This is a genomic window from Methylobacterium sp. UNCCL125 (genome assembly GCF_900116795.1).
In the GTDB taxonomy this organism is placed as follows: domain Bacteria; phylum Pseudomonadota; class Alphaproteobacteria; order Rhizobiales; family Beijerinckiaceae; genus Methylobacterium; species Methylobacterium fujisawaense.
This window is the reverse complement of sequence record NZ_FPBW01000038.1, coordinates 1-24,193: the sequence shown is the minus strand read 5'-3', so window position 1 is coordinate 24,193 and position 24,193 is coordinate 1. Positions and strand designations below refer to the sequence as shown.

General features: G+C 61.8%; 22 protein-coding genes and 2 pseudogenes. 16 read left to right on the top strand and 8 right to left on the bottom strand.

Features of this window, described 5'->3' with window-relative positions; all coding sequences use genetic code 11:
• Positions 1-123: 123 nt before the first annotated feature.
• Together BM396_RS27860 and BM396_RS27855 are read left to right on the top strand one after the other, a co-directional pair.
• A complete protein-coding gene (locus BM396_RS27860; protein WP_091995140.1) occupies positions 124-1,341 on the top strand; it encodes a molybdopterin-dependent oxidoreductase in 1,218 nt (405 codons plus the stop codon).
• Between the two features lie 24 nt (positions 1,342-1,365).
• A complete protein-coding gene (locus tag BM396_RS27855) occupies positions 1,366-1,698 on the top strand; it encodes a cytochrome c (protein ID WP_230368349.1) in 333 nt (110 codons plus the stop codon).
• Positions 1,699-1,701: 3 nt separating this feature from the next.
• Here BM396_RS27855 and BM396_RS27850 read toward each other — a convergent pair whose 3' ends face one another.
• On the bottom strand, positions 1,702-2,598 hold the full coding sequence (locus BM396_RS27850) for a LysR family transcriptional regulator (RefSeq protein ID WP_091995135.1): 897 nt from the start codon (positions 2,596-2,598) through the stop codon (positions 1,702-1,704).
• A gap of 489 nt (positions 2,599-3,087) precedes the next feature.
• On the opposite strand from BM396_RS27850, the gene BM396_RS32370 reads away from it, so the two are divergent.
• Both BM396_RS32370 and BM396_RS27845 read left to right on the top strand, forming a co-directional pair.
• Positions 3,088-3,408, top strand: a complete 321-nt coding sequence (locus BM396_RS32370) for a hypothetical protein (RefSeq protein WP_139239558.1) — start codon at positions 3,088-3,090, stop codon at positions 3,406-3,408.
• Positions 3,409-3,601: 193 nt separating this feature from the next.
• Complete coding sequence (locus BM396_RS27845) at positions 3,602-4,132, top strand: response regulator transcription factor (RefSeq protein ID WP_091995133.1); 531 nt, start codon at positions 3,602-3,604, stop codon at positions 4,130-4,132.
• Between the two features lie 137 nt (positions 4,133-4,269).
• On the opposite strand, the pseudogene BM396_RS27840 reads toward BM396_RS27845, so the two are convergent.
• The 4 genes and pseudogenes from BM396_RS27840 to BM396_RS27830 all read right to left on the bottom strand — a co-directional run bounded on the left by BM396_RS27840 (position 4,270) and on the right by BM396_RS27830 (position 10,488).
• Positions 4,270-5,591: pseudogene (locus BM396_RS27840) on the bottom strand (IS701 family transposase).
• A gap of 244 nt (positions 5,592-5,835) precedes the next feature.
• Positions 5,836-8,631 (bottom strand): ABC transporter ATP-binding protein/permease, encoded by a 2,796-nt coding sequence (locus BM396_RS27835; protein ID WP_244538981.1) that lies wholly within the window; start codon positions 8,629-8,631, stop codon positions 5,836-5,838.
• Positions 8,632-8,896: 265 nt separating this feature from the next.
• Positions 8,897-9,193 (bottom strand): hypothetical protein, encoded by a 297-nt coding sequence (locus BM396_RS32365; protein WP_139239557.1) that lies wholly within the window; start codon positions 9,191-9,193, stop codon positions 8,897-8,899.
• 410 nt (positions 9,194-9,603) lie between these two features.
• Entirely contained in the window at positions 9,604-10,488 is an 885-nt protein-coding gene (locus BM396_RS27830) for a LysR family transcriptional regulator (RefSeq protein ID WP_091995128.1), read from the bottom strand.
• Between the two features lie 330 nt (positions 10,489-10,818).
• Here BM396_RS27830 and BM396_RS27825 point away from each other — a divergent pair, with 330 nt between their 5' ends.
• The 4 genes from BM396_RS27825 (at position 10,819) to BM396_RS27810 (ending at position 14,630) form a co-directional block, all read left to right on the top strand.
• A complete protein-coding gene (locus tag BM396_RS27825; RefSeq protein ID WP_230368340.1) occupies positions 10,819-12,126 on the top strand; it encodes an MFS transporter in 1,308 nt (435 codons plus the stop codon).
• 62 nt (positions 12,127-12,188) lie between these two features.
• Positions 12,189-13,046 (top strand): amidohydrolase family protein, encoded by an 858-nt coding sequence (locus BM396_RS27820; RefSeq protein ID WP_091995124.1) that lies wholly within the window; start codon positions 12,189-12,191, stop codon positions 13,044-13,046.
• A 34-nt stretch (positions 13,047-13,080) separates the two neighbouring features.
• On the top strand, positions 13,081-14,262 hold the full coding sequence (locus BM396_RS27815) for a SorA family sulfite dehydrogenase catalytic subunit (RefSeq protein ID WP_091995121.1): 1,182 nt from the start codon (positions 13,081-13,083) through the stop codon (positions 14,260-14,262).
• Positions 14,263-14,273: 11 nt separating this feature from the next.
• Positions 14,274-14,630, top strand: a complete 357-nt coding sequence (locus BM396_RS27810) for a SorB family sulfite dehydrogenase c-type cytochrome subunit (protein ID WP_230368343.1) — start codon at positions 14,274-14,276, stop codon at positions 14,628-14,630.
• Positions 14,631-14,649: 19 nt separating this feature from the next.
• Here BM396_RS27810 and BM396_RS27805 read toward each other — a convergent pair whose 3' ends face one another.
• Positions 14,650-14,898 carry a hypothetical protein gene (locus tag BM396_RS27805; protein ID WP_091995117.1) on the bottom strand — a complete coding sequence of 83 codons (249 nt, stop codon included), beginning with the start codon at positions 14,896-14,898 and terminating at the stop codon, positions 14,650-14,652.
• A 185-nt stretch (positions 14,899-15,083) separates the two neighbouring features.
• Between BM396_RS27805 and BM396_RS27800 the strand changes: the two genes are divergently transcribed.
• The 4 genes and pseudogenes from BM396_RS27800 to BM396_RS27790 all read left to right on the top strand — a co-directional run bounded on the left by BM396_RS27800 (position 15,084) and on the right by BM396_RS27790 (position 17,338).
• Positions 15,084-16,157, top strand: coding sequence for a YeiH family protein (locus BM396_RS27800; RefSeq protein WP_091995115.1), 1,074 nt, complete (start codon positions 15,084-15,086; stop codon positions 16,155-16,157).
• A gap of 155 nt (positions 16,158-16,312) precedes the next feature.
• Positions 16,313-16,894 carry a recombinase family protein gene (locus BM396_RS27795; RefSeq protein WP_091995112.1) on the top strand — a complete coding sequence of 194 codons (582 nt, stop codon included), beginning with the start codon at positions 16,313-16,315 and terminating at the stop codon, positions 16,892-16,894.
• Positions 16,895-16,999: 105 nt separating this feature from the next.
• Positions 17,000-17,143: pseudogene (locus BM396_RS33820) on the top strand (DNA polymerase V subunit UmuC); the annotation flags it as partial.
• Positions 17,141-17,338 carry a DUF4113 domain-containing protein gene (locus BM396_RS27790; protein WP_348273030.1) on the top strand — a complete coding sequence of 66 codons (198 nt, stop codon included), beginning with the start codon at positions 17,141-17,143 and terminating at the stop codon, positions 17,336-17,338. The pseudogene BM396_RS33820 and the gene BM396_RS27790, both read left to right, overlap by 3 nt.
• Before the next feature lie 101 nt (positions 17,339-17,439).
• Here BM396_RS27790 and BM396_RS33010 read toward each other — a convergent pair whose 3' ends face one another.
• Both BM396_RS33010 and BM396_RS27780 read right to left on the bottom strand, forming a co-directional pair.
• Positions 17,440-18,816, bottom strand: a complete 1,377-nt coding sequence (locus BM396_RS33010; protein ID WP_230368345.1) for a nucleotide-binding domain-containing protein — start codon at positions 18,814-18,816, stop codon at positions 17,440-17,442.
• 14 nt (positions 18,817-18,830) lie between these two features.
• Entirely contained in the window at positions 18,831-19,916 is a 1,086-nt protein-coding gene (locus BM396_RS27780; protein ID WP_091995105.1) for an SAVED domain-containing protein, read from the bottom strand.
• Positions 19,917-20,701: 785 nt separating this feature from the next.
• On the opposite strand from BM396_RS27780, the gene BM396_RS27770 reads away from it, so the two are divergent.
• The 4 genes from BM396_RS27770 to BM396_RS27755 all read left to right on the top strand — a co-directional run.
• A complete protein-coding gene (locus BM396_RS27770) occupies positions 20,702-21,250 on the top strand; it encodes a recombinase family protein (protein WP_091995102.1) in 549 nt (182 codons plus the stop codon).
• Positions 21,251-21,488: 238 nt separating this feature from the next.
• Positions 21,489-22,091: a DUF6338 family protein gene (locus tag BM396_RS27760; protein ID WP_091995096.1), complete on the top strand. Its 603-nt coding sequence runs from the start codon at positions 21,489-21,491 to the stop codon at positions 22,089-22,091.
• 281 nt (positions 22,092-22,372) lie between these two features.
• On the top strand, positions 22,373-22,891 hold the full coding sequence (locus tag BM396_RS32360; protein WP_139239556.1) for a hypothetical protein: 519 nt from the start codon (positions 22,373-22,375) through the stop codon (positions 22,889-22,891).
• Between the two features lie 1,092 nt (positions 22,892-23,983).
• Positions 23,984-24,193 (top strand): transposase (locus tag BM396_RS27755; protein ID WP_210187137.1); only part of this gene is annotated, 210 nt, incomplete at its 3' end.

Here is a 24,193-nt window from a genome sequence, read left to right as displayed (position 1 = left end):
GATCTGCAAAATCGATCGAAACGAGCAGGTCATTCTATTGGACGGCCCACAGTGGAGAAGATATCCCTCGCATATCGTGGTGCGGGTGCTCAGTGCGCCGCGCCCGCAAGGCGGAGAACACCCTTGAACCACCGCGCCCTGTCACGTCGTGCAGTCCTCGCCGGTCTCGGCTTCGGCAGCCTCGGTGCCGCCGCGCCTGCCTGGGCCGCTGGCTCGGTCAAGCTACCGCTGCCCGGCGGCCCCGACGCGCGCGACCTCACGACCGCCTTCCCCGGCAAGGGGTCGATGATCCTGCAGCGCACCCGCCCGCCCTTGTTGGAGACGCCGTTCGAGGTGTTCGACCAGGGTGTGTTCACCCCCAACGACCGCTTCTACGTGCGTTGGCACTGGGCCTCGATCCCCACCGAAGTCGATGCCCCGAGCTTCCGCCTCAAGATCCACGGCCATGTCGAGAAGGAACTCTCCCTCTCGCTCGACGACATCGTCCGCCTGCCGCAGTTCGAGATCGCCGCGGTCAACCAATGCTCGGGCAACTCGCGCGGTCTGTTCGAGCCGCGTGTCTCCGGCGCACAATGGGCTAACGGCGCCATGGGTAACGCGCTCTGGACCGGCGTGCGGCTCAAGGACGTGCTCGACCGGGCCGGCGTGAAGGCTGGCGCCGTGCAGGTGCGTTTCAATGGCCTCGACGAGCCTGTGGTCGCCGACGCGCCCGACTTCAAGAAGTCGCTGGATCTCGATCACGCCCGCGATGGCGAGGTGATGATTGCCTACGCGATGAACGGCGAGCAGCTGCCACTGCTCAACGGCTTCCCGCTCCGGCTCGTGGTGCCGGGCTGGTACTCGACCTACTGGGTCAAGATGCTGTCCGACATCGAGGTACTCGATCATGCTGACGAGCAGTTCTGGACGAAAACCGCCTACCGCATCCCCGCCACTCCTGGCGCGAATGTCCGACCCGGGGAGACCGGCTACGCCACCGTGCCGATCAACCGGATGGTGCCGCGCTCCCTGCTGACCAACGTCATGGCTGACGCCTCGGTGAGGACCGGGGCTCCGCTCAATCTGCGGGGCATCGCTTTTGGGGGCGATTGTGGGGTGAGGACCGTCGAGGTCTCCCCTGATGGCGGGCAGAGCTGGCTTGCCGCTGCTCTCGGCAAAGACGAGGGCACCTACAGCTTCCGTCGCTTCGAGGCGAGCCTTCCTGCCCTGGTCGCTGGCCGGCACGAACTGAAGGTCCGCTGCACCAACACGAAGGGCGTGGCTCAGCCGCTGGAGCCGACCTGGAACCCGAATGGCTTCATGCGCAGCGTGGCCGAGACCACGCCCGTCGTGGCATCCTGAGGCGAGGAGCAGAGCATGCCCACGATGATCCTGCCCCGCCTCGCGCTCGCCGCGCTGTTCGCCGTCCCGCTTGCCGGAGGAGCCGCCTTGGCTAGCGAGGCGATGCGGTTCAAGTCTGTCTCGGTCGAGCTGCCGCAGAGCGACCGGACCTTCCCGGGCGGCCACGAGGCCGAGGCAATCAACAACAACTGTCTGGCCTGCCACTCGGCCGGGATGGTGCTGACCCAACCCAAGCGCTCCAGGACTGAATGGAGTGCGACGGTCAACAAGATGATCCACATCTACAAGGCACCGATCGACGATACGGACGTGCCCGCCATCGTCGATTACCTCGCCAGCATGAGACCGCAGCCTTAGCAGTCAGGCTGTCCTCGCAGGAGCGGTCTTGATCAAGTCGAGGAGCGCGTCGGCGGCCCGGCTGCGGTAGCGCTCCTTGTGACGCAGCATCCGGTACGCCCGCTTCGGCAAGTCGAAAGGCACATGACAAAGCGTCTCGGCCTTGAGGCTTGCCGCAGCCACCGAGGCCGAGAGCACGGTTGCTCCGCCGCCCGCCTCGACCGCGGACCGCACCGCCTCGTTCGAAGGCAGCTCAAGCATCACCGTCAGACGTGTCGGCGCGAACCCGCGCTGGGCCAGGGTCTCCTCGAAGGCCGAGCGCGTGCCAGAGCCCGGCTCGCGCAACACCCAGCTGCCCTCCGCAAGCTCGTCCAGCGACAGCTCACTGCGCCCTACCCAGGGGTGGTCAGGGGCGACGAGGAGCATGAGCTGATCCTCGGCTACCGTCGTGCTGGCCAGCGCCGGATCGTCGAGCGCGCCCTCGACGAAGCCCAATTCGGCCCCACCCTCGCGCACAGCGGCCGCGGCCTGAGCGGTGTTGCCGACCGTCAGATTGAGGGTGATCTCCGGATAGGCACGGCGAAAGGCGACCAGGTAGCGGGGCAGCCAGTCACTCGCGATCGTCTGGCTGGCCTGGATGCTCAGCGTGCCGCGGCGTAGGCCGCTGAGTTCAGCCAGCACCAGCTCGGCACGCGCTGCGCGGGCAAGCACGGCCCGCGCTTCTCCGAGGAAGATGCGGCCCGCTTCGGTGAGCTCGATGCCGCGCCCAACCCGGTGGAAGAGCTTGACGGCGTGCCGCCCCTCGATGGCGCTGACAGCCGAGCTGACGGCGGATTGAACGAGATTGAGCGCTTCAGCGGCACGCGTGACGTGCTCGCGTTCGGCGACCGCCACGAAAATCCGGAGTTGGTCGAGGGTCATGTAGCCACCTTGGGTGGGATCCAGGCTCGGGTCCTCGGCTTGAGCACTGAGACGTTCGGCCTGGCGTAACCGAAGGTCACATCGCTGAACCGAGCAGCCTGGATATGATCGAATTTCCAGATCAGAACTAGCATAAAAATGCATTGGATCGAACTACTTCCGGGTGAGATCCTTGTCTGAACCATGAGGCTCCTATGACAAACCGCGGTCCCAGTTTGATTGCCCGGGTCAACGGCTATCCGCCTGGACTGACGCTGTGGGTAGCGGTTACTGCCGCGGCGGCCTAGTTCCGGGGGTAGGAGAGCGGATGTTCGACCGGGCTTAATTCGAAGCCCTGGTTCGCACCGACCTGATCAACACCCACGTGCGCACCTTCTGGACGCCCGCGACCGGCGCTTCTTTACCGGCATTGCGCTTGGGGCGCCCGCATCATGCCGCTTTTCTTTCGGGGCGGTATGATGGCGAAGCCACACAGAACAGGCCCTGATCATGACTGGAACTCAGGCGAACGATCAAGCTGCCGAATGGGCAGCACGATTGACGAAGGGCTGCGCGATCACGGCGACACCCAAGCCGACCTATGCGCAACTGGAGGAGCTGCGTCATGACCTCTATACGGTCGCGGACCGCCTCCTCGTGCTGAATGTACCTTCGGAGAGCTGGCCGGGTTCACTCAATCTGACGATCGAGGATTGGGAAGCGCGGCAAAGCCTAACCTGTCACCGGGTGGCCGCTGTTCAGGTCAACTCCGGATATTTTAAGATGTCGCCGACATACTATTCGATAATTAATAGGCATTTCGAGTTATAGTCGCATCTGAGACGCGCATTTACGGCGAGAAATGACAAACACCTAGGTCAATTTGCCTTCGATCCATCACCTTCTGGACGGGCAATGTCGCTTGCAAGACGTAGCCGCTGGCAGGGCTCAAGCTGGAGGATTGAACTGGGTGCGTCGGGATAAAGGTTTGGTGGATCGGGTGGGACGAACACCGCCCTGCCCGATGGCGGCGCATGAGCGGCCCGGATGCCTCCTGCTCGCTGACGCGGATCCGGTCAGCCGAGAGCAACGAGGGCGGGAGTTGGCCCAGCTGGACTACCACGTCTGGGCGGCCTCATCTCTCGGTGAGGCATTCGCGATCATCACGGCTGAACAACCTCACTTCGCCATCCTCGATTACAAGCTGTCGGACGGCAGCGGAGTCAGCCTGATCCCGAGGCTCATCACAGCAGATCCCGCTGCCCGCATCGTCGTCCTATCGTGCTGTGCCACCTTCCAAGGCGCGGTTACCGCCTTACGCATGGGCGCGACCGATTTCCTGGCTCGGCCGGCAGAAACCGCCGAGATTGATGCGATCTTGCGCAAACTATCGGACGAATGTAGGCTCAGCGGTGCGGCGGACAGCTCGCTGGAAGCTGTCACTCGACGCCACGCTCAGGAAATCCTGCGCATCATGACCGACGACATCTGCGCGACAGCGCGTGTACTGGGTATCGACGCGCGTACGCTACGCAAACTTCTCGCGCGCACCTAGCCACCCAGACGTCAAAACGTGACCGGGCCTTTGACCTCTAATACTACTGTGTCACAAATTTCTTTTGGCAGCAGGGACATCGTTCCAGGGTTCGAGTGAGTGCCCGTGCCAGCGTCAGGCGCAAGGTGGTGATGGAGTTAGGCACGTGTCGCTCCGGCCGGATTGGGAGCACCGCGGGGTCTATAACCGGCGGGTAGCGCAAGCGCCTTCCGCCCGATGATGTCGGGTCCTGAGGGGGGAAAGCGGCCTCGCTCGGAGACCAGGAACCCGTAGGCCGCGATGCACAAGCTGGCGTGATGATGGAAGCCGCGCCAGCTTCGCCCCTCGTAGTGGCCAAGCCCAATCTCCTGTTTGAGTTCCTGGTAGTCCCGCTCGATGCGCCAGCGTAGCTTCGTCTGACTGACCAACTCGGCCAGGGGCGTCTCTGGCGGCAGGGTCGAGAGCCAGTACTTGGTTGGCGCATCCTCGCCCTCCGGCCACTCGATCAGGAACCACTCCTCGGGACGGGGCTCGTGTCGCAGCTCATCCCGATGCGCCGGGCGGGCCCGCACGGCCGCAAAGCGTGATGCTAGAAGACCGTTTGTGCCAGCGCGCCATGTGACATGCTGCCAGGCGGGCTCCGGCAGAGACCGGGCCAGCTTTTCTGCCGAGAGGGGCTTTTGCTCAGGGCTGCGTCGCACCCGAGTGGGTGGGCGCCCGCGTCCGCTCCAGGGTTTGGGCGGCAGGGGTGCCGTTCCGGGGGCCCACAGGCTCGTCGAGGACTGAACGCCCACACTGTAGCGCAAGCCCAAAGCCGTCAGGGCCGTGCGGAAGGCTGTGTCGATCCCGTATCCGGCATCTGCCAGAACGAGGTCGGGTGGCACCCCATCGGCCAAGGCCGCTCGGATCTGATCCAGCGCGATCTCTGGTTTGGTCTGAAAACAAATATCCTCGGGCACGCCAGCCTTGCTGCGCCGCGCGGGATCCTGGACCCAGGCTTCCGGCAGGTAGAGGCGATAGGCCACCGGCAGGCTGGCCTGAGTGTTGGCCACCGAGAGCGTCACCGCAACTTGGCAGTTGTCCTGTTTGCCGATCTGACCGCAGTATTGCCGTCCCACCCCGACCGAGTGGCGGCCCTTCTTGGGAAAGCCTGTATCATCGACGATCCAGGCCTGGATCGGGCCCTGGCTCTTGATCACAGGCAGAATCTCGCTGCGTACCTGAGCCAGCAAAGCGCTGTCCGACCATTCGCCCTTGGCCACGAAGTGATGCAGCGCCTGATGGGTGGCCTGGACACGCGCCGGCGCGATCCGGGCCGCCATCGGCTCAATGCTTTACGAGCACCCGGCAGAAGGAGGCCCGTACAGTAGGCCTTCAGCGGTGCGATCCGATCAGCATGGCCCAGAACGCCTGACGAAGCCTCCAGATAGGCCGCAAAACGCAGCTGGTCGGCAGCTAGCGGGGTGTTCAAGCGATCCATGCCTCGCTCCATCACGAGATTGAATCGCCAACCCTACACCCAAAGTTTGTGACACAGTAGTACTAAGGTTCGCCGTCTCTCCGCCTGGATACCGGTGGCAAAGTCTGGACAAGGGCGGGGCAGCTGCAATATCGCTCCGCCCCGGCAGTTCGGCTGGCATCGCCGATGACATCGCACGATGGCCCACCCTGCTTGTCCTGGCCGCGCCAAGCGACGCGAAGGCCCGCTCTTTCAGCCACACGCGTCAGGCCAGTACCACGGGAGGAGAGGCTTGCACGACGTGCACAGCACCGGATCGTTCCACCGTGACGCGGACCGGCAATAGAGCCGCTTCCTCGGCGGTGTCCGTCACGACCAGAAGACTTTCAGGCGCGAGCGGGCCCGACGTGAGCGCCTCGATCACGCTTGCACAGTCCTCAAGGTGCCGCAGCGTGCCGTCCAGAACGAGGAGATCCGGCTGACGCAGGACGGCACGGGCAAGCTCGATCGACGCTTGCTGCCGCACCGTGAGGAGCCGGCCACGGTTTCCGACGCCATAGTCGAGCCCGCGGATCCGCACGTCGCCTTCAAGCCCGAAGTGCCGCACGGCGGCTCGGACGTGCTCCTGAATATCGGCCTCGGCGTTCATCCGCGTTGTGTCGATGCGTCCGAACAGGAGATTGTCCAGCATCGAACTGCGCATATTGATGCGATCCGGATCGAACGGCTCGATATCAGGCTTGCCTTCCGAACGCAGCTGCGTCTGGAGCGGTTCGCGCGCACCGACGAGCCGCCGGCACAATGCCGGATCGAGCAGCCCGAGCCGCTGGGACGGCTCGACGTAGGACAGCGCCAGGGCGAGGAAGATGTCGTCGCCGGTCCTGTCCGGAAGCGCGCGATCTCCAAGCGCGGCGAGCCGCCGCTCGACCTCGGGTAGAGCCTCCTGCTCAATCACTGGGAAGCAACGAAACAGGGCATGTCCAGGTGGAAGGCCGCGGGAGATCTCGACGAGCGTGCGGGCGACCGCCACACCAAGACATTCGAGGTCATTGAGCAGGCTGTGTTCCGCCAGCACAGCGCGGAAGCGCGGCTCCGACGAGAGGCGTCGGCCAACGAGGGCTGGATCTGTCGGCACGCCAAACAGCAGGTTCTCCGCGATTGTCGCACGCGGATTGTATTCCTCCGACTCGAACGGCAGGACGAGATCAGCCTTGCCGCTGGCGACGAGCCGGCGGTGCAGGTGCCGGCGCGCCGCGATCATGCGTTCGCCCAAAGGCGTGCCGTCGCAGCGCGAGGTCGCGGTCAAACCGAACCGGTAGAGATCCTCATCCATGCCGAGTCGGGAAAGCAGATCCAGCATCCGCAGGTCGAGCTCGCGGGCGTCAGACGCACCGAGCGCGGCGAGGTCGACCCACTGTGTGTCCACCGGGTCTGGGGAGTTGCCCGTCCGGTGTGCCTCAGACAGGTGCTGAGCATCCTTAGGGTGCGACTGTGGCGCCGTGCGCAGTCCATAGACGAGGTTGTCACGGATGGTACCGGGGAACAGGACTGGATCACGACCGGCGTAGCCGATGCGCCGCGCTCGTGCGGCACGCCCGGCCGTTACAAGGTTGAGGGTGCCGATGGAGAGCGCCCCGGCCGCCGGTGATTGCAACCCGGCAAGTGCGCGCGCGAACTGGTGCGCGAGGCTAGTCCCGGGCGAGTGAAGCCCGACCTGCGCCGGCAGGGCGATGTGCAGGTCCGCGATCGTCACCGACCGGCCCTCCTGCGGGTCACGCAGGACGAGTCCATCCGACGTCACGGCGCGGATTTGGTCCTGCGGCAGATCTGATCGAGTCGCATCGGCCAGCCGCAGGCGCTGTGCACCAAAATGTGCGGCGATCGCCTCGTACTTCACCTCGACGTCCAGGCGCTGCTGGTCCCAGTCGATCAGTCCCTTCAGCGGTGGAGGCAAGTCGCGGTAGGCTGCCAAAACCGCGACCAGCTGGCCGATGCTGAGCTCGCCCTTCAGGGCGAGCAGGCCGCCGACAGCATAGAATAGGAACGGTGTCACCTGCGCGAGCAGGTTGTTGAAGTACTTGATCGCGAACTTGCGCCGATAGATCTGTAGGCGCAGGTCATAGAGCCCATGGAGCTGGCCGCTGATCTCAGCTCTCTCCCAGCGGACGCTGTTATTGACCGTCACGGCATCGAGTCCGTCCAGCACCTCCGCGACACGGCCGGCGAGGTTGGGGGAGTCGATCTGACGCTGACGACTGAGGCGTAAGATCGCGTGCCTGAGCCGAGGAATGACGGCTATCTGCACGCCGGCTATCGCGCCGGCGGCCAGTCCGAGCCACACGTTCTGCATCAGAATGAAGGCCAGCGCAGTCGCGGCGTGCGTGCCGAGTTGGGCGGGCACCACGATCGCGTCGCCGATGAAGGAGCCGATCGGCTCGACCTCGTCGCGGATGATGGTCGCGGTTTCGGAGGATTTCACCTCGCGCTGGGTTTCAGGGGTAAAGCGCAACATCAGGGAGAACAGCTGGAAGCGTAGGCGTCGCAGCATGCGCTCACCCAAAACCCCCTTCTGCAGGTTGATCCGGAACTTGAAAGCACCGTTGATCAGGACGAGGATGAGGAACAGCCCGGACAGCCAGAGCAACAGTCCCTGGCGATCGGCGTGGAAGCCATTGAAAAGCTCGGTCCGACCGCCACCGAGGGAGGCAGGCCACGCGATCTCGAAATCCAGGAACGGCGCGGTCGCCTCGCCGTGGGCGAACGCCTTGCCGATGATCGCGTCGTTGACGATGCGCTTGGGCAGGTCGAGGGAAGCGAAGTAGAATGGCACCGAGGCCAGGACGACCATGCAGATGGCAAGTTGGTCGCGCTTCGAGTGGCGCCAGACGTACGGGAACAGCCGCGGCTCCAGGCCGGGTGTCGGGGTGTCCCTGTCTCGGTCGGGGGACCACTCACCACCCTGCGGACACGCGTTCGTCTTCTCCTGTGCCGCCGTAGCACTGCCGCGGCAATGCGGATGATCCTGTTCGGTGACCGGGGACAAAAACGCGGCTTGGATCAAGGGGGGGCTCCACTCTGGCGTTCTCCACCATCGTCGAGCTTGAAGGTTCGATCCAACGGAACCTATCGATGCTTCCGTTCTGTAAAAACGATCGGTCGACTGGGGGCGCTTCCTCGTGGATGTCGCCCGTGAAAGTCGCCGTGCTGGGCGCTCTGAAGTGGGGCACCATTGCTGAACTGCCAAGTCTTAGCTGAAAAACCGCCGCGGCGTTGCTGTCGAGCATAAGGTCGCTTCGCCGGGATGCGCTCTGTATGAGACCCTGTGACTAATGTCTCGCCGTGCTCGGCGGGTCGATGAAGAACATTGTATTGACCGCGCGCACGGCGACAGCGGCACGGTTCAACTCGGGTTCCACGGCAGCGCAGAAGCCATCGGCCTTGGCGATCCTGCGTTGGTTCGACGAACGGAGCGCAGCTTCGCGAAGCCGCATCCCCTTGGCTTGGAGGCGTTCAATCTCGGCCGATACCGCGGAACTCCACGCCGCGACCTCCGCAGGCGTGCTGAGTGTCGCGGCAGCATCTGTAAGGCGCGCGAGGTGATGGGCGGGATTGGTAGAGGGCATCGTTAATCGGCCTGAGATCTACAAGCGCGTGCTCCCGGAAATCAAGACGCCAGCCCCTTCGCTCCGTGAATACCGCCTGCCAGCCAATGCCGGGCAAAGCACGAACAAGTTCCGCTCGCGAGAGATCCTCGCCGAGCACACGACAGGGCCGCATTCCGGCAGATATGCTCAAGCCAGACCGTGCGCCGGAACCATGTCCGCATCTCGGCAGGCTTCAATTCTTGATCCAAAAAATCACCGGTCTCATCGTATACAAATAGGGCTATAGTCATATAAGGCGGCGCGTCGTTTATTCGATCGTTTTCCCGACCGGTGGGGTTGTTCGTATAGCGCGGGGCTATATGGCCTGCCGCCGGGGCATCACACGACCAATCAGCTCTGATAACCGGCGCTGGCGGCGAAACGTGAAGTTAGAGACGTATGAGTTTGTTAAATGCAATTGTCGCCGGATTAGCTAAGCGCCCATGTACACTCAACTGCCATAGAGTCCGCTCAACGTGCAGGTTCTGGACCGGAATAATTACCAGTGTACCGTTAGCCATTTGATCGCGGATTGTAGCGACCGAGACAATCGCCACACCGAGACCGCTCGCAACGAGTTGCTTGATCGCTTCCGTGCTGCCGACTTCAAGCTGGCGAACCGGGCAGATCTGCATTGTATCCAGGGCAGCGGCGACCACCTCACGTGACCCGGATCCTAACTCTCTCGCAATAAACGTTTCTTGTGCTACGAGAGCCGGGTCGATTGGCTTTGCTGCATTTGCAAGGACATGCTCTGGTGAAGCAATAAGCACCATTTCATCTTTGCGCCAAGCTTCGCTGAGAACACACGGTTCCTCGACGGGTCCTTCGACTAAGGCAATATCTATTTCGTGCGAAACCAATAGTTTGGTTATATCTCTGGTATTGGTGCTGGTGATACTCAATTTTATGCCTGGATATTTTCGATGAAATACTCCTAGGTAATACGGTATCATGTACACCGCGATTGTTGTACTTGCACCTATCCGTAATACGCCGCAGCCCAGTCCTCTCAGAACGTTTAACTCTTCTTCCGCCGCTCGTTCTATTGCGAAGAGGGTTTTGGCATGCCTGAGGAGAGCCTCGCCTTCGCGGGTCGTGCGTACGCCCCGGGTGCCCCGGTCGAGCAACCGACATCCGACCTGCAGTTCGAAGTCGCGCACGCCCTTCGAAATTGCGGGCTGACTGATGTGCAGCTCCTCGGCTGCACGGGAGAAACTCCCGCTCTGAGCCACAGTCGCAAACAGCCGTAGGAGATGGAGATTGAGTGCCATAACCTCTGTCTATAGGGCCAAAATAGAATTATATTTGCGCGAATCGGGTGAAAAAGAGAAGAGCTGCTACGTACGGTGAGCCTCGAGTAGAAAAATGATGCCGCACTCCATCCAGTTGCTCCGATTGGATGAGAGACAGTCTTCAGGCTCAAAATGGCTCGGAGGGCGCTCGCGGCGCACGTCCTGGGCACGGATCAGGAAACGCCTGGGAGATACGCCATGCAACTCGCAACAGACGCCCCCATTGGGATGGGGGTTGAACTCAGCGCTTCTGATAGGGCTGCGGCCGCGGCCACCACAAACATCGCCGGACGCTTGGAGCGGCTGCCGATGTCACGCTACCAGCGTAAGATCTTCGCGATTATCGCCTCCGCCTGGCTCGTCGACCAGGTCGACGTGGCGCTCCTGACGTTTCTGCTCGGCTCGATCGTCGTAGCCTTTGGCCTTACCCCAACCGAGGCCGGCCAACTCGCCGCGATGACCTTCGCGGGCCAGCTCATTGGCAATGTGATCGCCGGAACCGCCTCCGACCGCTTCGGGCGCAAGACAGTGTTCCAGGCCACGATGCTGGTGTGGGGCTTCGCCAGCCTCGCCGCTGCCGCTGCTTGGAGCCTCACGGCCTTGATGGTCTGTCGCTTCCTGATCGGCGTCGGCGTCGGCGGCGAGGCGCCGGTGGCCCAGGCGATGGTCTCCGAGATTGTGCCCGCCAATGTACGCGGCAAGTACATCGCGTTCATGGAGGGCTTTTGGGCGATCGGCTACGTGCTCTCGGGTGCGATCAGCTTTTTTGTACTGCCCTATCTCGGCTGGCGCTGGGCGTTTGCCATCGTGGGCCTGCTCTCGATGGTGGTGCTCGTGGTGCGCCGCTCCATGCCGGAGTCACCGCGCTGGCTTGCCGACAATGGCCGCCATGCCGAGGCGGATGCCGTGATGTCGATGATGGAGCGGGAGGTCGAGCGGGCCACTGGTCGCCCGCTGCCGCCGGTCGCCCCCTCTGTTGTAGCCGCCGTCTCGGCGCCAGTGCCGCATCAGAACCCCATCGCGACCTTGTTCTCGCCCGCCTACCGGATGCGTACGCTGATGGCTTTCGGAATGTGGTTCTTCGCGCTGATCGGCTTCTTCGGGCTCAATTCCTGGATCGCGGTTCTGCTCAAGGAGCGCGGCTTCTCGATCGTCGGCTCGGTCGGCTTCGTGACCCTGATCACTATCGGCGGCATCCCGGGCTTCTTCACCGCCGCACTGATGCTGGAGAAGGTCGGCCGTAAGCCCACAACCGCTATCTTTCTCGTCTGCGCCGCGGTCGCAGCTTACTTCTACGGCAACGCCGTCGATCAGACGTGGCTGTTCGTCTCCGGGTTCGTGATGCAGTTCTTCATGTTCGGCATGTGGAGCTGTCTCTACGCCTACACCCCGGAGCTGTACCCAACCCGGGCCCGTGCGACGGGGGCGGGCTTTGCTTCGGCCTTCGGGCGGATCGGCGCAATCCTGGGGCCGATGATCGTACCGGTGCTGGTTCAGAACTACGGGCCGGCCACCGCCTTCCAGGTCGGTGCGGGTGGTTTTTTGATCGCTGCCGTCCTCGTCCTCACCCTGGGCGTCGAGACCCGCGGCAAGGTACTCGAAGCCGTCTCGCACTGACGTTCTCAATCCGGTGCGCGGTTCCGTGCACCGTCCCTGTCCCGCATACGGAGCCGAAAGTCATGCCCATCGCAGACATGCGCAGCCGTCCAACTTTCCTGCACAAGTTTTTCGGCGCTGAGCCCGACACGCCGGAATTCGGTGTCGTGCGCTGGCTGAATGAACGCGTCGGTACGACGGAGATCGACCATTTCACCCGCGGCATGGATGTCGAAGGCTTTTCCGCCGAGATGGACGGCGCCGGGATCGACGTCGCCGTGATGGTCGCCCGCTCGGTCCCGGGGGTGCGGGTCCCAAACGACGCTCTTGCCGCGGTCGTCCGCCACGATCCGAAGCGGCTCGTCGGCATCGCCTCGGTCGATCCTGTTGAACTCGGCCGCGACGCCGCTCTGGCGGAGGCCAAGCGCGCCGTGACCGAACTGGGCTTCAAGGGGATCAACCTCGATGCCGGCTTCTACGGCGACGCTATGCGCGCCGACGACGAGCGCCTGATGCCGCTCTACGAACTCTGCCAGGATCTTAAGGTCCCGGCCTTCGTGATGTCGGGCCCGACGACGCCAGACCTGCGCCTCAACGACCCGCTCGCGGTGGACCGGGTCGCCAAGACCTTCCCGAAGCTGCCGCTTGTGTGCTGCCACGGGTTCTACCCGAATGTCGCCGACATGGTGACAGTGGCCTTCCGCAACGAGAACGTGTTCGTCTCGCCTGACATGTACACGTTCGCGCCGGGCGGCGGCCTCTACGTGGAGGCGGCGAACGGCTTCATGAAGGACCAGTTCCTGTTCGGCTCATCGTTCCCGTTCCGGCCGATGGGCCAGGGCGTCGAGGACTTCCGCTCGCTCGGCCTCAACGACGAGTCCCTGGAAGCCGCCCTCTGGCGCAACGCCGACCGGCTCCTCGGCCTCGGGCTGCACGCTTGAACGGCATGCGAAGAGAGATGCGAGGAACGAGAACATGCTGAGACGTGATATGCTGTTCGGCGCGGGCGCCCTAGCCCTTGCCAGCCGCCGAGCGCTGGCGCGCGAAGTAGACCTTCCGTTCGGCAACGGCGAGCGCCCGCTGGTGGCCTACCCGGGCAAGCGTCCGCTCCTGCAGATGACAGCGCGGCCGCCGCAGCTGGAGACGCCGTTCTCCGTCTTTGACGAGAGCGCGATCACACCCAACGACGCCTTCTTCGTGCGCTACCACCTCGCCGACATCCCGACCCAAATCGACCCGGACGCCTTCCGGCTCGACGTGAAGGGTCATGTCGACAGACCCGTGTCTCTGTCCCTCACCGACCTCAAAGGTCTGTTTGGCCCAACAGAGATCGTGGCGGTCAATCAGTGCTCGGGCAATTCCCGGGGCTTCTTCGAGCCACGTATGGCCGGCGGCCAGCTCGCCAACGGCGCCATGGGCTGTGCCCGCTGGACCGGCGTGCCGCTGAAAGCGGTGCTCGACAGGGTTGGCGTCAAGGCGGGGGCGGCCGAGGTCGCCTTCGAAGGGCTGGACGGGCCCGTTATCCCGGAGACGCCCGACTTCGCCAAGTCGCTGAAGCTCGAACACGCCCGCGACGGACAGGTGATGCTGGCCTGGGCCATGAACGGCGAGGACCTGCCCTGGCTCAATGGCTATCCACTGCGCCTCGTAGTGCCGGGCTATTACGGCACCTACTGGGTTAAGCACCTCAACGCGATCACCGTGCTCGACAAGCCGTTCGAGGGCTTCTGGATGAAGACGGCCTACCGCATCCCAGACAATGCTTGCGCCTGTACCGAGCCGGGCAAGCCAGCCGCCGCCACAGTGCCGATCGGGCGCTTGAACGTACGCTCGTTCCTGACGAACCTGACCGACGAGATGCAGGTGAAAGCGGGACCGGTGCCACTGCGCGGCATCGCCTTTGACGGCGGCTCCGGGATCAAGGCGGTGGAGGTATCCGTCGACGACAAGTCCTGGGCACAGGGCAAGCTGGGGCAGGATCTCGGACCCTACGCCTTTCGAACTTGGACGCTCGACGTCGACCTGCCCGCGGGGGCGCATGCGATCCGAGTGCGAGCGACCAGCAATGACGGCGGCGCGCAGCCGATGGAGCCGCGCTGGAACCAGGCCGGCTACATGCGCAACGTGGTCGAGACCACCCGGGTGCGGGCGGCGTGAGGGAGGTGAGGATGAGGAAGGTTCTTCGCGCGGTTCTCACCATCCCGGCGCTCGCGGGCCTCGTGCTCCCGGCTCTGATCGCCGCGGGCTTGACCGGAGCGGTGCTCGCCGCTCCGGTGCGCTACGATGTCCCCGAGCCCACGGCGCAGTTCCGGGCCCCCAAGGACACGGCTCATCAGGCCGGCTTCGAGGCGGCTCAGGGCAATTGCCAGACCTGCCACTCGGTCGACTACATCGCCACTCAGCCGCCGGGGAAAGGTAAGGCCTTTTGGGAGGCGGAGGTGAGCAAGATGATCAAGATCTACCACGCTCCGATCGACGAGGCCGACGGCCGCGCGATCGCGACCTACCTATCCGATACCTATTGAGGGCCGCGCTGCGCGAGGCTCAGCGAAGGGCGACAACCTGGGTGGCGTAGGTGGCGACGCTCTGCACAGCCGGCATGTCGAAGGCGTAGATGCGTCCTGCCAAGATCGCCAGCGCCAGCGTCCAGAACACCGCGCCGCCAGTCCGGCGGGCTATGCGATCGCCGGTCGAGGAGGTGGACGAGTAGGCGCGCGCCACGCCGTCAGCCACAGGCTCGCCGAAAGGATCGAACGTCTTCATGGTCGACCGCTTGTCAGGAATGGTGCGCATGATCGTCAGTGTCGCGCTTGGGACGCGCGTCAGCAATGGACGCGTCTTCCGAAGTTTTTCGCGCCCGGAGAGGCTCCTTCTCTCTTGCGCCCGTGCAGCAAACGTTTTCTCCCCGTTCCGCTCTCAGTACCTCCGGAGAGGCTGTCGTGAGCCCTGAGGCCTCCCCCGAACCAGTCTCGACAAAGATGGGCTCCACGGCGGCGGTGTCGCCTGGCACCGGCACCCAATCCGAGCGCGCGACCTCCATGCTGCCGGGCATCGGCCTGTGCGCGGTGATCACCGCCGTGGCGGTGGCCGCACAGGCGGTCGAGGAGCGCGTCGCCGGCCACCCCTACGTCGAGGCCCTGGTTCTGGCGATCCTGATCGGCATCGCGGTGCGCACCGCCTGGACGCCGCACCCGCGGTTCCGGACCGGCATCGCCTTCTCGGCCAAGCAACTCCTCGAGGTCGCGGTTGTCCTGCTCGGCGCCTCCCTCAGCCTCGGGGCGATCCTCGCCTCCGGCCCGGCGCTACTCGCCGGCATCGTCGGCACCGTCGTGATCGGTATCGCCGCCAGCGTGGCGATTTGCCGGGCGCTCGGCCTGCCGGCACGGATGGCGATCCTGGTGGCCTGCGGCAACGCCATCTGCGGCAACTCGGCCATCGCCGCGGTTGCGCCGGTGATCGGGGCCCAGCCCAAGGACATCGCCGCCGCCATTGCGTTCACCGCGGTGCTCGGCGTGCTGATGGTGCTCGGGTTGCCACTGTTCGTTCCGCTCGCCGGCATGAGCGACAACCAGTACGGGGTGCTGGCCGGGCTCACTGTCTACGCGGTGCCGCAGGTGCTGGCCGCCACCGTGCCGGTCAGCCTGCTGTCGACGCAGGTGGGCACCCTGGTCAAGCTCGTGCGCGTGCTGATGCTCGGCCCCGTCGTGGTGGCGTTCTCGCTGATTGCCCCGCGTCTGCCCCGCGAGCCGGGGATGGAAGGCGCGGTTTCGAAGGGCCGCCCCGGTCTGACCAAGCTGGTGCCGTGGTTCATCCTCGGCTTCCTGATCCTGGCGACGTTCCGGTCCCTGGGCTTGATCCCGGACGTGGCAGTCAAGCCGCTGACGCAGCTTGCAGGTGTGCTGACGGTGCTGTCCATGGCCGCCCTCGGGCTCGGCGTCGACGTGCGCGTGCTCGCCCGGGTCGGCGGCCGGGTGACCCTGGCGGTGACCGCCTCGCTGGCCGTCCTCATCGCGGTCAGCATCGGCCTCATCCGCGGGCTCGGGATCGGCTGAGAGCGGACGTCCTCCTAAAACTGTCGGATATCCGACCGTTTTCCCGACACTGAGCGGCAGGACGTCGCGAGTTGCCCACAAAAGCGTAGTTTCTGTCGGAAAAACGTGTCGGCTTTTCTATTGCCGGGTAAAGGCTATTCTGGCACGATCCCGACATGCTCGTCGGATATGCCCGCGTTTCTACCCTCGATCAGAACCTCGACCTCCAGCGCGACGCGCTGATTAAGGCCGGGTGCGAGCGCCTGTTCGAGGAGAAGAAGTCCGGCAAGGCTGGAACCCGGCGGCTTGAGTTCGAGGCCGCCCTCGCCTACCTGCGTCCCGAGGACGTGCTCGTGGTCTGGAAGCTCGATCGCCTCGGCCGCTCACTGGTCGAGATGATGCGCACCATCGACGGGCTGCGGGTGAAGGAGATCCACTTCCGCTCGCTCACTGAGCAATTCGACAGCGCCACCGCCCATGGCCGCTTTGCCCTGCAGATGCACGGGGCCATGGCCGAGTACTTCCTCGACCTGAACCGCGAGCGAACCATGGAGGGCCTGAAGGCGGCCTTAGCCCGCGGGCGCAAGGGCGGGCGGCCGAAGAAGCTCACAGAGGCCGACCTCGAGGCCGCCCGCGCCATGCTGGCAGCGGGCACAATCAGCGTCGCCGTTATCGCCAAGCGCCTCGGCGTCAACCGGGACACCTTCTACAGCTACTTCCCACGTGCCCGCGCCAACAGCATGACCGCAAAGGGCTGAACACCAGGCCAGTCAAATCCGGCGATCCCGGCCTGTCGCAAACTCGGGATTGGGCCATAGGAGGGACCGCCTGAGTTTGCGACAGGCCCGTACCACGCCACCCGGCACGTCAAACTGACGATTGCGACAGCCGACACCAACCGCCTGACCTGCGCCGCCTCATGGGGTTTGAAAGGGATCTACCGACCAGAGGTCCGCTACAAGAAAAGCGGCGTGCTGTTCCCCAACCTGGCGCCAGCCGATCAGATGCAAAGCTCCTTGTTCATCCGGCCGGATCAGCTGCACCGAGTGCGCATGATGGAATTGGTAGACCAGCTCAACGCCCGCTATGGCCCCGACCGCGTGCGGTTCGCATGCAGCGGGACCGACCGGGCATGGAAGCTCAAGGCCGAGTTCCTTTCACAACGCTGTACAACCCAGAGGGGTGAGCTGTTGGCAGTCTAGTGCTCTGACGCCAACAAAACATGCACAAGGTGACGCACTTTTTAGAGCAATAGCAGCCTGTTAGCAGGCAGGCACGTGGCGCGTTCGTCGGTGTCTGTCCACTAGCGACGCCACCACTTGCCGGGCGCGATACGCACCAGATGCGCCGTTTGCGCGACGATAGCTCCCCCCTTGGTGATTGTGCAGATCATCTGATGGTTGCCCTTGTAAGCCGTACTCGTCCAATGCGTGTAGTCATTGCTCGGCGGGCTTGAGTGTTTCAGCGCATTGTCGTCCGAAGCTTCGTCGCCGCTGTTACGAATTTCCCAAGTGACTAGGAACGGGTGCGGAACGTTTGTACCTTCGACAGTAAATTTGAGATGCACGTTCTTCTGTAAGACCCCGCCGCCGCTCGCATACGTGCGATAAGGTCGACCACCTTGTCTGCCGGCCAGCTCGCATTTAATTTTTACGAAGTATGGCATGAGGGCGGACGCTGTGATCTCCTCATCCAGCGCGGCCTTGATAACTTTCTCTTTATCTGCCCAAAATGAATGGTTGAAAACCCAATCCCAAGCAGATCTGGCCTTGTCTCTCGTGCAATTTTCCTGGTCAAATAGGGGACTGAGCTTGGCGGCAGCCGCATTGATCTGTTTTTTCAGACGGTTTACCTGGCTTTGGATCTCAGTGTTTTCTGTAAATTCGTTGCCTGAAACTGGATTGTAGACTTTGGTGTGAATATCGAGGCGGTTCTTGAGAGCGATGATCGTATCGTAAAGCGCCCGATCATCGCGGGTGTCGTTCGGAACGTAGACCTCTGCCACGAGAGTCGACACGATGAGGCCGCCGGGCAAGCTCCATGAGGCGCGTGAACGGGAGAACCATTTGAGGAAGCGGACAATGCGTCGGAACTGCCCGTCCTTGACCTTCGGGTAGTACCCGAGGACAGGCATGGCTTTGGGGCTTTTCTCAGTCACGCATTTGTTGAACCACGTATTGACCGCCATCGGATCGCGGGGCTTCCAAGATGTGCTCGCATGCTCCGTATGGAGGGTGCCTGTGGCATCCGTGTAGGTGCGATAGATCGCAAAATCGATGTGGTATCCATCGGCATAAGCAACCCGCACCGCATTCTTCTTGGCGGTCGGCTCCTGGGTGAAATTCGTGCATCGTTTAGCAAGCGCATCTGCAATGCGCTGGCGTGCTTTAAGCGGATCAGATGGCAGATCGTCCTTGTTGAATATCAATCCAACATCGATATCGAAGTCGTTAGTATCTGATGGATCTTGGTTGAGGGTGTGCATCGCATAGCTGCCCTGGTTGTACCAGGTCGTTGGATAGGGACGCGGTAGTCCGGTCTCCGCAGTCAGATCGTTCAGTCCAGCGTTCAGGCGGTTCAGATTGAGGTCACGTTTTGCGGCAAGATCGTTCCGGCGCGTTGTGCCCAGACGAACATGCGTATCGTAGAATACTTGAAAATCCGCCTTGAGATCAAACATCCACATTTCACACCTCAGGGGACAACGAGTGTTGGTTTGACGACCATTTCATGTGGAGGCGTGTCGCGCGTAACATCGACGCCCCAAGCGTAGGCTGGGTTATTCTGCGAGGTGTAGTTGTAGACGAAGACACGATTGTGGATGGTGCGGCTGATTTGCCGCCCAAGGCTAAAGCCTAAACTCACTGGGCCTGAGTAGAAGACGTGGACCGGAAAGCCGCTGTCTAGGTCGTTGTGGATCTCATCCAGCGCTTGGCGGAACAGCTTGCATATGGCGTGAACTTGACCGTAGTGCGTGACCTTATCAATAGCCGGCGCTTCGATGCGGAGCGTATATTCTCGATAAGGACCCGGAATGATTTTCGCCACCTCGGCGGTAGGTACTGGGTAGCTGATTTCAATCCGCATAACGGCGGCAGTTGGGTTCGCTGGATCAGCAACCTGGGTAAGCTTTGGCTTTAGGTTTGCTCCATCGCCGGCCTTAAGCTCATGCCATTTGTTGTCGTTTCTGTTCAACTCGAACAGGGCAACTTCCGGGAAGGTCGAGATGCTGCAGCCGGTTAAGAATTGGAACGGGATGTGCACGATCCCGTAGTAGCCAAGAGCCGCATCCGGATCGCTGCGGCGGACGCCGGCAATGTGCTGCGCAAGTTTCTCCTGCAGGCGGACGGCGCCGGTCGGATCGACCGGTTGACTGTTCATGAATGAAGATTGATCGCAGTCGTAGACCTGAACTCTCCGCCGCCGCATGCGTGCTGGTAGCGTGTCAGAGGGCAGATTGGCGGCCAGGGGCTGAAACGACTGGTGGCGGATCGCCACAAATTGACCCTTGCTGGTTCCATCCCGATCCCTGATGAAGCCTAAGACGAACAGGAAGATGCCGGGGCCAATGAGCAGCAGGCCAATCCACCAAGGAGCATCCAGGGAAAGTCCAAGCTTCCAAGTGTTATTCAGGTAAGCAAGTAAGGCATCCCGAGGCCCTGGAGAAACAACAGCGATCCCGCCTATGATGAGCGCCCCACCAACAACCCGGTAAGGACGACCAGGAAAGTTTTCGGTGTCATCGCCTTTCCCAAAAAGGCGGCTGATGAGCTTCGTCATCGTAGATCGGTACCCCATTTTGCCATTGGTTAGCGTCCTGACAGGACAATGGCTTGGCTTATTGTCTAACACCGCCAAGTCGCTCGTGCATGTTTTGTTCCACGAAAGGCAACCTAAGAGAGTGCGCTCGACATTGAAAGATTGAGGCGGCGATTATCGCATTCGCCAAAGCGCCCCGATCAGGCCGAGATTGGCGAGGCTGAGAGCGAGCAGCAGCTACCAGAAGGCATCCGCAAGGTGTCCGAACACGTTAGCTTTGACGTGAGCGCCCGGCTGACGTTCGAGGTCAGCGATGGCGTGACCCCGATGCAGTTGCATTGCACCGGCACCCCGCACCGGTCGGGCAATGTGCTGGCGGTAGCCCTCGCGCCCCGCGTAGCGAGCCGCGTCATCGCTGGCTTGAGGCGCAGGCGGGAACTCACTCACCCGCTGCTTGAGGCGCTGTGCGCCGTGCCGTCATTGAGGAATGAGTGGAGGGCCGTGTGGCCCTCCACTCTTACGGATGAAAATGTGTCAACGCGAGCAGCAAGTAAGCGCCCGCAATAAGCAGGTGAAGCGAAAATTGAACGGTCACAATGGGTCTCCTTTCGAGAGAGCCAAAGCCGTTTCTCAAGGCACGTTCCGGCCGAAAAAATATAGTTTTTGATAGAGCAAACTAGCGACCTGAAAGCGGTTTTATGCCGTCCTCTGTCCGTTTTGATGCAAAACTCCAAATTTTTGAATCAAAACGGGCGCGGTGGTGAAGTTAGGCTGTCTTGATGCATATATCTGATGCATAATGCGGCATGATTTTCGGCTATGCCCGCGTGTCCACCGAAGCCCAAGATCTAGCCAACCAGCGGGCGCAGCTCGCTGCCGCCGGGTGCGAGCGCATTTTCGCCGACAAGATCACCAGCACCACGGCCGACCGGCCACAGCTCAAGAAGCTGATGGCCACACTGGCGGCTGGCGACCTGGTTATCATTCCAGCCGCGGACCGCTTGGCCCGTGATCTAACCGATCTCCTGATCCTCGCCCGCGATATGCACACCGCCGGGGCCGGGCTGTGCTCCCTGGCCGAGCCGGTTGTGGACACAAGCGGCGACTTTGCCGAGGTGGTGCTGGCGGTCCTAGGCGTATCCGCCAAGCTCGAACGCCGCCGCATCCTTGATCGCACGGCACGGGGCCGGGCCGACGCCAAGGCCAAGGGCGTCAAGTTCGGCCGCAAGCCTAAGCTGACCCACTTCCAGCAGCGGGAAGCCCTACAGCGCCTCGATACCGGCGAAACCCAGCGCAGCGTTGCCCGCAACTTCAACGTCAGCCAAGCCACCATCGCCCGGATACATCGCCCATGAACTGCGTGCAGCTCCGCCGGGCGGACGAGGTGCAGAACATGCGCCGGCTCTACGTCTTACCCTCCAACTCGACCTGTTCGGCGGCTGCGACCTGATGCGGGAATGGGGGCGGATCAGCCGGGCCAGCACCGTGCGGCGCGACCACTACCCCTCCCCCGTCGAGGCGCAAGTGGCCGTGGAGGCCAAGCGCAGGGACAAGGAAAAGCGCGGCTATGCGTGACCGGGGAGGAGTGAACTGGTGCCTGATCTAAAAGATCTGAATAACATCTACCTGGTCGCCGCGTTTATTATCCCCGGTCTCATCATCACATACATCCGTGCGCAGTTCATTGCCGGGCGTATGGAGAAATTTAGCGACGCCGCCCTTGGGTATCTCACGCTCACGCTTGTGTATTACGGAATTTCAATTCCGTTCATCGGTCTGATTTTAAATCTTGAGAAAGGGCTGCTGAAAACGCTTTTGTGGTGGGCGCTGATTATCGTGGGGCCGTCTGCCTTCGGCTTACTGTTGGGTGTGGCAATACAACGCGACTGGTTGCGGTGGATAGCAACCAAGCTGCGGTTGCGCCTCGTCCACAACACGCCAACCTCGTGGGATTGGCGGTTCGCGACCTGCGAAACCGCGCGGTTTGTTATGGTCACGCTTACGGACGGCACCAAGTTCGCGGGCATTTTCGGTGTCAATTCTTTCGCGTCGACGGACCCCGCTGAACGCGATCTCTACATCGAAGAAGTCATGGACGTCGATGAAACGGGTGCTTGGAATTACCGCGACGAGGTTCACGGCGTTTTGCTGCTTGCGAAAGAAATTCGGTTTATAGAATTCAAGAAGGAGCTTTGACAATGACAAATGAGAATAAAGGGCGACCTGGCTACGCGCAGGACGGCTGGCGGCCGATCAATGAAGGACACCGGCCGCAATTGGATCGCGGCCATCAGCCAACCTACAGCCCCTCCAACCCCGGCGCCGGGCATCAGCCCTCCGCGCCTGGTGAGCGCCCTGCCCCGCCGACCACCGGCAGCGGGGCGATCCCGCCCGCCAAGCCCAGCAAAGAGTGACGCAGCGGCGTTGTAGGGCCTGCCGGCAGGCCTTCACCTTCCCGGGGCATTAGAGAGTTTGAAATGGCGGACTTCGGCGCGATGTTCGACAAGGCGAAAGCTGCTGCTGAGACGACAATCCAAGGCTATCGGGATGCTGATGAGCGCAGCCAAGAAGCGCAGAGCAAGGCGTTTTCAGAGACGATGAAACCTCTGAACAATGTCGTGCGACCGATCATCGAACAGGCCAAGCAAGATTTGGCACCACGAAATGTCAACGTGGACGTCGACCATGACGAATTTTACAACACCCTAAACGGCAAGCGTATCCCGGCACTGCACTTTCAGTTGAGCCACAATGGTATAAAAAGCCGGATCTACATATTTGAGATTGCTAACAAATTGTTCTCATGCAGCGCCGATGATGGCAGCAAAAAACCTGCCGGACAGCGAGCGGGTGTGTTTGCGACGGATAGAGGAAATGTGACGACCTCACTTGTGGAGGATGCTATCTCGCGCGCGATCACCGATATTACGCAAGCGATGGAACGACAGGAGTTCCAGAAGCTACATCCAAGCGTTACGCCCCGTTCGACCACGTAAGAACTCAGGAGCCACTTACAGGCGTGTGCTGCCTCCTGCCGGGGCCCCACTCTGACGCTACTGGCTTCCGATAAGCGGACGGTATCGGAGGCCAGAGAGCTCGGAAGGCGTTTGTGTCGTGACTGCCCTTCCCACCTAAGAGCGTTTGCGGCCGAGTACGTAGGCCTCAGAATTTTGCTTACCCTGTCGATCTAGCTCTTGCGGACGATAGGTCAGTGCAGAAATCTATGGGTACGATTTGCTCAGGTAAATCGTACGTACAATCTAGCGATGTTTTGTTGGAGGGTGCAATGATCCCAGTCCCTAGACCATCTTTCGTATATAAATCGGATGACATTTTCGAGCTGGTTTTTTTACGATACTGGCGTGAACATCCCGAATTAATCCAAAGTAATACGCTAACCGGTCAGTATGATGACGTAATCCTATCACAAAAAGCTGGAGATCACTGTTTTTCGCGATCAATCTGTGATGATTTCGTAAAATGGTGGAAAGCTTCTTCACAAAAAGAAAGATCTACTTACGCAGTAGACACTATAAACAAAAATCTAAAATTGGGTTTCGTTATAAGTATACCAGACGGCCTTATAAATGAATATCTTAAAACTGAAAAACTATATAAAATGGACATGTGTTTTAGTCTTGTATAATTCCGCTTGTTGCGGATGAGATTTTTGCATACCTCTACGTAATCTTGATATAAATCGAGTCTCTTTATTGCTTGAAGATAGCTGGTTTATTGCAGCTCGGAAGAGCTAAGATGAACCAGCTATCTGGACTAGTATGGAAACAAGCAGATGCCGTGCTCAAAGACATCCGCTTGGTGCTTCCCTTCGCAGCGTCGGGCTGCATATCGCCGGATCAGCTTTCCCAGTGGGCCCACCCATAGCGATCCTGACAAGATAAGAAGCACGGCGGACTCGTCGCAAACATACGGTTTATCGATCGATGCTGTAGCCTCGCTCACTAGCCCGTCTTATTCACGAGGACGGTGGATCTGGGATGGCGAGCGTAGCGTAAAGCATTGATGTGGCTTAGGGATTGGGTGCTGACGCCAAGCCTTCAGACCGCACCGAGCCTGCCACGCCCGCCATGTCCGATCCTACGTGTCTCCCGTTCGCGTTTCCATCCGTTCGGGGCAAGAAGCTCACAGCCGCCTTCGATGGCGGACGCCTGACCTCGGATGGCGGCGTCCTGCTGCTCGCCCAGGCCGCCCGGCGGTTGGACATCGCCGACAAGCTCGCCGCCGTGATCCCGGACCGGCGTGACCCCAGCCGGGTTCTGCATCCCTTGCCCGAGATC

What these genes read in the sequence shown, in the direction of transcription:
- BM396_RS27790 (WP_348273030.1), top strand. Translation starts at nt 17,141, where the DNA reads ATGCAAAGCTCCTTGTTCATCCGGCCGGATCAGCTGCACCGAGTGCGC.
- BM396_RS27800 (WP_091995115.1), top strand. Translation starts at nt 15,084, where the DNA reads ATGGGCTCCACGGCGGCGGTGTCGCCTGGCACCGGCACCCAATCCGAG.
- BM396_RS27850 (WP_091995135.1), bottom strand. Translation starts at nt 2,598, where the DNA reads ATGACCCTCGACCAACTCCGGATTTTCGTGGCGGTCGCCGAACGCGAG.
- BM396_RS27805 (WP_091995117.1), bottom strand. Translation starts at nt 14,898, where the DNA reads ATGCGCACCATTCCTGACAAGCGGTCGACCATGAAGACGTTCGATCCT.
- BM396_RS27770 (WP_091995102.1), top strand. Translation starts at nt 20,702, where the DNA reads ATGATTTTCGGCTATGCCCGCGTGTCCACCGAAGCCCAAGATCTAGCC.
- BM396_RS32370 (WP_139239558.1), top strand. Translation starts at nt 3,088, where the DNA reads ATGACTGGAACTCAGGCGAACGATCAAGCTGCCGAATGGGCAGCACGA.
- BM396_RS27830 (WP_091995128.1), bottom strand. Translation starts at nt 10,488, where the DNA reads ATGGCACTCAATCTCCATCTCCTACGGCTGTTTGCGACTGTGGCTCAG.
- BM396_RS27820 (WP_091995124.1), top strand. Translation starts at nt 12,189, where the DNA reads ATGCCCATCGCAGACATGCGCAGCCGTCCAACTTTCCTGCACAAGTTT.
- BM396_RS33010 (WP_230368345.1), bottom strand. Translation starts at nt 18,816, where the DNA reads ATGTTTGATCTCAAGGCGGATTTTCAAGTATTCTACGATACGCATGTT.
- BM396_RS27810 (WP_230368343.1), top strand. Translation starts at nt 14,274, where the DNA reads ATGAGGAAGGTTCTTCGCGCGGTTCTCACCATCCCGGCGCTCGCGGGC.
- BM396_RS27780 (WP_091995105.1), bottom strand. Translation starts at nt 19,916, where the DNA reads ATGACGAAGCTCATCAGCCGCCTTTTTGGGAAAGGCGATGACACCGAA.
- BM396_RS27815 (WP_091995121.1), top strand. Translation starts at nt 13,081, where the DNA reads ATGCTGAGACGTGATATGCTGTTCGGCGCGGGCGCCCTAGCCCTTGCC.
- BM396_RS27795 (WP_091995112.1), top strand. Translation starts at nt 16,313, where the DNA reads ATGCTCGTCGGATATGCCCGCGTTTCTACCCTCGATCAGAACCTCGAC.
- BM396_RS32360 (WP_139239556.1), top strand. Translation starts at nt 22,373, where the DNA reads ATGGCGGACTTCGGCGCGATGTTCGACAAGGCGAAAGCTGCTGCTGAG.
- BM396_RS27825 (WP_230368340.1), top strand. Translation starts at nt 10,819, where the DNA reads ATGTCACGCTACCAGCGTAAGATCTTCGCGATTATCGCCTCCGCCTGG.
- BM396_RS32365 (WP_139239557.1), bottom strand. Translation starts at nt 9,193, where the DNA reads ATGCCCTCTACCAATCCCGCCCATCACCTCGCGCGCCTTACAGATGCT.
- BM396_RS27855 (WP_230368349.1), top strand. Translation starts at nt 1,366, where the DNA reads ATGATCCTGCCCCGCCTCGCGCTCGCCGCGCTGTTCGCCGTCCCGCTT.
- BM396_RS27845 (WP_091995133.1), top strand. Translation starts at nt 3,602, where the DNA reads ATGGCGGCGCATGAGCGGCCCGGATGCCTCCTGCTCGCTGACGCGGAT.